Annotated in this window: 6 protein-coding genes; 5 read left to right on the plus strand and 1 reads right to left on the minus strand. The window is 32.8% G+C overall.

Annotated elements, in window-relative coordinates; translation table 11 throughout:
- The 3 genes from SPJ17_RS03845 to SPJ17_RS03855 form a co-directional block, all read left to right on the plus strand.
- Positions 1 to 927 (plus strand): M24 family metallopeptidase (locus tag SPJ17_RS03845; RefSeq protein WP_321092903.1); only part of this gene is annotated, 927 nt, incomplete at its 5' end.
- A gap of 77 nt (positions 928 to 1,004) precedes the next feature.
- Positions 1,005 to 2,624, plus strand: coding sequence for a carbohydrate-binding domain-containing protein (locus SPJ17_RS03850; RefSeq protein WP_321092904.1), 1,620 nt, complete (start codon positions 1,005 to 1,007; stop codon positions 2,622 to 2,624).
- On the plus strand, positions 2,624 to 3,088 hold the full coding sequence (locus SPJ17_RS03855) for a GNAT family N-acetyltransferase (RefSeq protein WP_321092905.1): 465 nt from the start codon (positions 2,624 to 2,626) through the stop codon (positions 3,086 to 3,088). Before SPJ17_RS03850 ends, SPJ17_RS03855 begins: the two co-directional genes overlap by 1 nt.
- Positions 3,089 to 3,108: 20 nt before the next feature.
- On the opposite strand, the gene SPJ17_RS03860 is transcribed toward SPJ17_RS03855, so the two are convergent.
- Positions 3,109 to 3,741 (minus strand): Crp/Fnr family transcriptional regulator, encoded by a 633-nt coding sequence (locus tag SPJ17_RS03860; protein ID WP_321092906.1) that lies wholly within the window; start codon positions 3,739 to 3,741, stop codon positions 3,109 to 3,111.
- Between the two features lie 124 nt (positions 3,742 to 3,865).
- On the opposite strand from SPJ17_RS03860, the gene nrdD reads away from it, so the two are divergent.
- Together nrdD and nrdG are read left to right on the plus strand one after the other, a co-directional pair.
- A complete protein-coding gene (nrdD, locus tag SPJ17_RS03865) occupies positions 3,866 to 6,025 on the plus strand; it encodes an anaerobic ribonucleoside-triphosphate reductase (RefSeq protein ID WP_321092907.1) in 2,160 nt (719 codons plus the stop codon).
- A complete protein-coding gene (gene nrdG / locus SPJ17_RS03870) occupies positions 6,025 to 6,516 on the plus strand; it encodes an anaerobic ribonucleoside-triphosphate reductase activating protein (RefSeq protein WP_321092908.1) in 492 nt (163 codons plus the stop codon). The genes nrdD and nrdG overlap by 1 nt, the downstream gene beginning before the upstream one ends.
- Positions 6,517 to 6,774 lie beyond the last annotated feature (258 nt).

Raw genomic sequence — 6,774 nt, forward strand, 5'->3', positions numbered from 1 at the left:
CGGCCCATATTCGTTCTAAATGATTTATTTTCCTTTAGTGATAAGGATGTCGATGTCATTTATTATAACGATAGTGAAAATGGTCCAGATAAATTATTACCCTATATCGAGCATTATATGGCCTTAGGCATCGATAAATCCTTCCCATCTAGATTCTTAATAGCCCTAATGGATTTACATGCGGCAAGTGCCTATAAGACATCACTTGCTATAGATTATGCAAGATTTATTAAGGATGATATAGAAAAGGAACTCATGATTACATCCTCACATTTAAATGATTTATGTATGGAGGACATGAAGAATGCCTTAAGGGTTGGTATTTCTGAATCCGAACTACAAGAAGAAATCTATAGAATATATGAAAGACATGGTATTTCTAGAGTTTCCTTCACTCCTATTGTCGCCTTTAAGGCAAATTCTACAGACCCACACCACACTCCCGATTCAAAAACAATACTAGAAGAAGGGGATATGGTACTTTTAGATGTCGGTGGAGTATATAAGGATTATTGCTCAGATATGACAAGAGTATTCTTCACGAGTGAGCCAAAAGCTTTTGAAAAGAAAATCTATAATTTAGTAAAAGAGGCAAATCAAGAGGCAATAAAGCATATAAAGCCTGGTGTAAAATTATCTTACATAGATAAGATTGCAAGAGATCTTATTGAGGGTGCTGGATATGGAAAATATTTCAATCATAGATTAGGCCATTTCATTGGAATAGAGGATCATGATTTTGGTGATGTATCAAAGTCTAGTACGATTATTGCTGCCCCTGGTATGATTTTTTCCATTGAGCCTGGTATTTATATTAAGGATAAAATTGGAGTTCGTATCGAGGATTTAGTTTTGGTAACAGAGGATGGCTGTAGGGTATTAAATGAATATCCAAAGGATATTACTATAGTAGATATAAAAAAATAGGGAATATTTATAAATAATGGGATTTATCTCAAAATTCATTATTTTAAAATTGAAATGAATAGAAAGGATAGCAAACGATGAAAAAAAATAAACTATTCTTGTTGATGGCTTTGGCTTTAGCCTTAGTAGCCTCATCCTGTGGTAATCAAAATATCGATATTAATCCAAATAAAACAACCCATAATGATTCTTATGAGGAAAGAGTAGATAAGACTCCTTTGGATGCTAAAACTTTTAAAAAGGATATTACAGAACCATTCTCTATAGAAACTCTAGATGGGATTTATGAAACTATTACTGATGATGGTGGAATGGTATATAAAATAATAGAGAGTGGCTTATATAGCCTAAAGGGTGCTCTAATCCATGGAAGAATTGAAATAGATGGCAATATAGATGTTCTACTTGAACTAAATGGTGTAAAAATAACGAACTCCTATAATGCACCAATCTTTGCTAAAAAAGCCTCAAGCCTTAAGGTTCGTGCGATGGAGGATACCTATAATGAAATTATCGATGAAAGAAATCAAAAGGAAAGCGATAATGAGGCATATGGTGAGGCTGCAATTTATGCAAAATGTGATTTAAAAATTTCTGGTAGAGGGTCATTAGTGATTGAAGGTGGCTATAATAATGCTATCGCATCTACGGATGATTTATATATAAAAAATATTATTTTAAATGCTACATCTATAAAGAATTGTTTAAGGGGAAATGATTCTGTTACCATTGAATCTGGGGATATTATTGCTATATCTATAGAAGCAGATGGCATTAAAAGTGATAATTCCGATGTGTCTTTTAAAAATAACCAGCATGGTACGATTCATATTTTAGGCGGTACGATTTATATTGATGCATTCGATGATGGAATCGATTCTGCATATGATGTCGATATATTTAAAGGAGTATCCCTATCGATTCAAACAGGACATGTAGAATATTCTAGTAGACGGGAGAATACGGAAGGATTGTCTTATAAGGGAATTAAAGCATCCAATGGGATAACCATATATGGTGGTACAATTAAAATAACATCCTTAGGGGATTCGATTCACGCTAATGGGAATGTATTAATTGAATCTATAAGCCATGGAGGCTTAGGAGATGTTACCATTCATGGTGGTTATATCGATATATATAGCCTAGATGATGGAATTCATGCAGATGGTATTTTTACCATCAATGGAGGGAATATCTCTATTACGAATGCCATTGAAGGGGTTGAGGCAAATATAGTGAATGTCAACGGTGGAGATATGCATATTTTGGCAAAAGACGATGGCATCAATGCAACCTACGGCAAGCTTAATCCTGTTGTAAATGTTACAGGGGGTATCCTAGATATCATGGTATTTGGAGGAGATGTCGATGGAATCGACAGTAATGGATCTTATATTCAAGAGGGTGGTATTGTCGTGTCAAGAGCGAAAGCGGATGATCCAAATGGTAAGGTGTTAGATGTTATAGGGGATATACATATGACCAAGGGTACATTCATAGGTATTGGAAGTATCATGGATTATGCTTTCGATAATAAGAGATTCTATGATTCATCCTTATGGATGGATAAGGGGACTTATTCTATTAAGAATACGAATATAAAAATATCTATGGAGGAAAAACTTCAAGGTATTTATATTGCATCTAATGACATTCTAAAGATTACAAAAGAGGATATTGAGAAGGTAATATAATGATCAGAAAGGCAAAAGAAAAGGATATAGATAAAATTTTAGATTTGCTTAGGCAGGTTGCAAGAGTACATCATAAGGGTAGACCAGATATTTTTATGGATGGAACAAAATATGTTAAGGATGAGCTAAAGCTTATGCTAAATAAGGATTTAGACCCTATCTTTGTTTATACCGATAGAAATGATTTACCCATTGGTTATGCATTTTGCAATACCATTTGCCATAAAAATGATACGGTATTAACCGATATTAAGACTTTATATATTGATGATTTATGTGTTGATATAGAATATAGAGGCCAAGGGATTGGTACTAAGCTATATGAATATGTAAAAGAATACGCAAAGGAAAATCTTTATTATAACGTAACCTTAAATGTTTGGGAATTGAACCCTAGTGCGAAAAGATTTTATGAGCATTTAGGCTTGCATGTACTTAAAACCTATATGGAAGAAATCATTTAAAAAGAGGCCTCGGCCTCTTTTTAAAAATAGAAATATAAGGATATTACCTTTTTATTGATAGATATTTGCTTCTCATTCTTTAAATTACTAAGCTCTCTATACATCGCAGATCGATTAATTCCTAAATAATCTGCAAGCTCTGTATAGGTAAAGGGCAGGGTAATTTTTTTTGATTTTTGTTGCTTAGACATCAATTTGAAATATTCTAATAATCTTTCTCTTATCGTCTTTTGGGATAGAACCTGAATTCTTTCGTTTCGCTTTAAAATAATATCCGACATAATTCGAATTAAGTTTTCCTGAAGCTGTAAATAATAAGGGAGATTTTTTATTCTATCGGAATAGATTTCAGTAAACTCTATGAAGGTTATGGTACAAGGACTTACAGATATTACCTCATAATCATGAGAGGTAATCGAGGATATCCTTGTTCCAAAGATTTGATTCTTGGATAATTCCTCAACTAAAATTCTATCTCCATTGTAATCATTCCTTATAATTTGTACAAATCCACTATCAATAATACCCATGGTATTATTGTTTTCAGCATTGAAAACAGTGACTCCTGAAGGGAATTGTGATTTAATTGCCCTTAGGTTTAAAAGAAGTGTCTTTTTATCGCTTTCTGGAATGTTAAAAAATAAGTCATTCATAGTTTGAATTCCTCCCTCTTAAATTTATTATATCATTTTGGTTAGTTTGTTGTAAATACAACACTATATAAAATTTTTTAGGTATATAATATCACTTGAATTTTTCGGAAAAGATGGTGGTATTATGAAGGTAATTAAACGAGATGGACATGTCGTAGATTTCTGTCCAGATAAGATTGAAGCAGCAATTGAAAAGGCGAATGCTTCTGTAGATGAGGATAAAAGAGTATCTCCTATCCAAATCAGAAATATAATTAAATATATTGAATCAAGAGAGAAAAAAAGAATATTAGTAGAGGATATTCAGGATATCATTGAGCTAAAGCTCATGACGATTGGAAAATATGAGGTTGCTAAAAAATATATAACCTATCGTTATAGAAGAGAGCTTGTAAGAAAGAGTAATACAACAGATCAGACAATTAAGGAATTAATTGAAGGGTCTAGTGAATATTGGAATACAGAAAATTCGAATAAGAACGCAAGAGTTGTTACAACGCAAAGAGATTATATTGCAGGTATTACATCTACCGATATTACAAAAAGATTCCTTTTGCCTCAGGATATTGTAGATGCACATGACTCAGGTATTATTCATTTCCATGATGCGGATTACTTTGCTCAAAATGCATTACATAACTGTAATTTAATTAACTTAGAGGATATGCTGCAAAATGGTACAAATATTAATGGTGTAATGATTGAGAAGCCTCATAGATTTTTAACAGCTATGACGATCGCAACTCAAATTATTACCTGTGTTGCATCTAGCCAGTATGGTGGCACAACCATTTCCTTAACTCATTTAGCTCCATTTGTTCGTCTATCTAAGGAATATTATATTAGGAAATATCAAAATAGAGGCTTAGAGAAAGAATTAGTAGATAAATTTGCGAATGAGGATTTAGCAAAGGAAATTACCGATGGTGTACAAACCTTCCAATATCAGATTAATTCTATGACAACAACCAATGGTCAAGCACCATTTTTATCGGTTTGCATGTATTTAGGTGAAACCAAGGAATATAAAGAAGAGCTTGCTATGCTTATTGAAGAAACTCTTAAGCAAAGAATTGTAGGCATGAAAAATGAAAAGGGCGTATATATTACCCCTGCCTTCCCAAAGCTTTTATATGTGCTTGAGGAGGATAATATTCATGAGAATTCAAAATATTATTATTTAACTATGCTTGCTTGCAAGTGTACAGCTAAGCGTATGGTACCAGATTATATTTCTGAAAAGAAGATGAAGGAATATAAGATTGATAAGAATGGCAATGGAAATTGCTACCCATGCATGGGATGTAGATCCTTCCTTACTCCATATGTAGATAAGAATGGCAAACCAAAATATTATGGTAGATTTAACCAAGGCGTTGTTACAATCAATTTAGTTGATGCCGCCTTATCCTCAGATAAGGATATGGATAAATTCTTTAAGATTATGGATGAGAGATTAGAACTTTGCCATAGAGCTCTTCAAATTCGTCATAAGAGATTATCGAAGGTAACCTCTGATGTTGCTCCAATTTTATGGCAATATGGTGCTCATGCTAGATTGAAGAAGGGAGAATCCATTGAGCCACTACTTCATGGTGGATATTCTACAATTTCCTTAGGCTATGCTGGATTATATGAATGTGTAAAATATATGACAGGCCACTCTCATACAGATGGTGGTGAGGGCAAGGAATTCGGTCTTAAGGTAATGCAATTATTAAATGATAAATGTAAGGAATGGAAAGCTCAAGAGGATATTGATTATTCTGTTTATGGTACTCCAATTGAATCTACCACCTATAAATTTGCAAAGTGCCTAAAGGATCGCTTTGGTGTCATTAATGGTATTACGGATAGAGACTATATTACAAATTCCTATCATGTACCTGTTTTCGAAGAAATTGATGCTTATGAGAAATTGAAGGTTGAAAGTGAATTTCAGCGTCTATCTCCAGGTGGAGCAATATCTTATATTGAAACATCAGATTTAAATAATAATATTGACGCTGTAATGAATGTTGTTAAATTCATCTACGATAATATTATGTATGCTGAATTAAATACGAAATCGGATTATTGTCAGGCTTGTGGATATAATGGTGAGATTAAGCTTGATGAGAATTTAGAATGGTATTGCCCAAATTGTGGTTGCAGAGACCATAAGTTACTCAATGTGGCAAGAAGAACCTGTGGGTATATTGGCACAAACTTCTGGAATAAGGGTAGAACTCAGGAAATCAAGGAAAGAGTTGTTCACTTAGATAATAAGGATAGTGATCTATAATGCGATATAATAAGGTTCGTAAAATGGATATTTCTAACGGACCTGGTGTAAGAGTATCTGTATTTTTTCAAGGCTGTATATTTCACTGCAAATCCTGCTTTAATTCTGAAACCTGGGATTTCAATTTAGGTAAGGAATATACCATAGATATTGAAAATAAGATATTAGAATTTTGCAAGGAAGATTATATTAATGGGCTTTCCATATTAGGTGGAGAGCCCATGCATCCTTTAAATATAGATGGTACAATACATCTTGCAAGGCGCTTTAAGGAAATGTATCCAAAGAAAACTCTTTGGGCTTGGAGTGGTTATTTATTTGATGAAATTCCAAATAAGGAAATATTCAAATATATAGATGTCTTAGTCGATGGAAGATTTATGATAGAAAAAAAGGATCCAAGGCTTAAGTATTCAGGATCTACCAATCAAAGAGTAATCGATGTTAAAAAAACGGTTGAATTTGGTAAAATTATATTATATGAGGATTGATGTCCTCATTTTTTTGGGCAAGGATTTTTTTAGTCTTTTTAAATTATAAGTAGTGTACCGTATTTTACATCTCTACCTATAGGTAGTAGGTGCTTTAAAATGTATATGGTGCAACTACAACTACAAGATACAAGGAGAGATAAACCCATTTTTTTCAAGTCAATATTATTAAACATGTAGCATTTCTATAATAGCTATTTAAAAACACTTAAAAATCTTTTATAATTGAATTAGAAATAACGATTCAATTATAAGGAG

It is taken from the genome of Anaeroplasma sp., assembly GCF_034179385.1.
GTDB lineage: Bacteria > Bacillota_I > Bacilli_A > Acholeplasmatales > Anaeroplasmataceae > Anaeroplasma.

Coding starts and splice junctions, on each gene's coding strand:
- nrdD (WP_321092907.1), top strand. CDS start 3,866: ATGAAGGTAATTAAACGAGATGGACATGTCGTAGATTTCTGTCCAGAT.
- SPJ17_RS03860 (WP_321092906.1), bottom strand. CDS start 3,741: ATGAATGACTTATTTTTTAACATTCCAGAAAGCGATAAAAAGACACTT.
- SPJ17_RS03850 (WP_321092904.1), top strand. CDS start 1,005: ATGAAAAAAAATAAACTATTCTTGTTGATGGCTTTGGCTTTAGCCTTA.
- nrdG (WP_321092908.1), top strand. CDS start 6,025: ATGCGATATAATAAGGTTCGTAAAATGGATATTTCTAACGGACCTGGT.
- SPJ17_RS03855 (WP_321092905.1), top strand. CDS start 2,624: ATGATCAGAAAGGCAAAAGAAAAGGATATAGATAAAATTTTAGATTTG.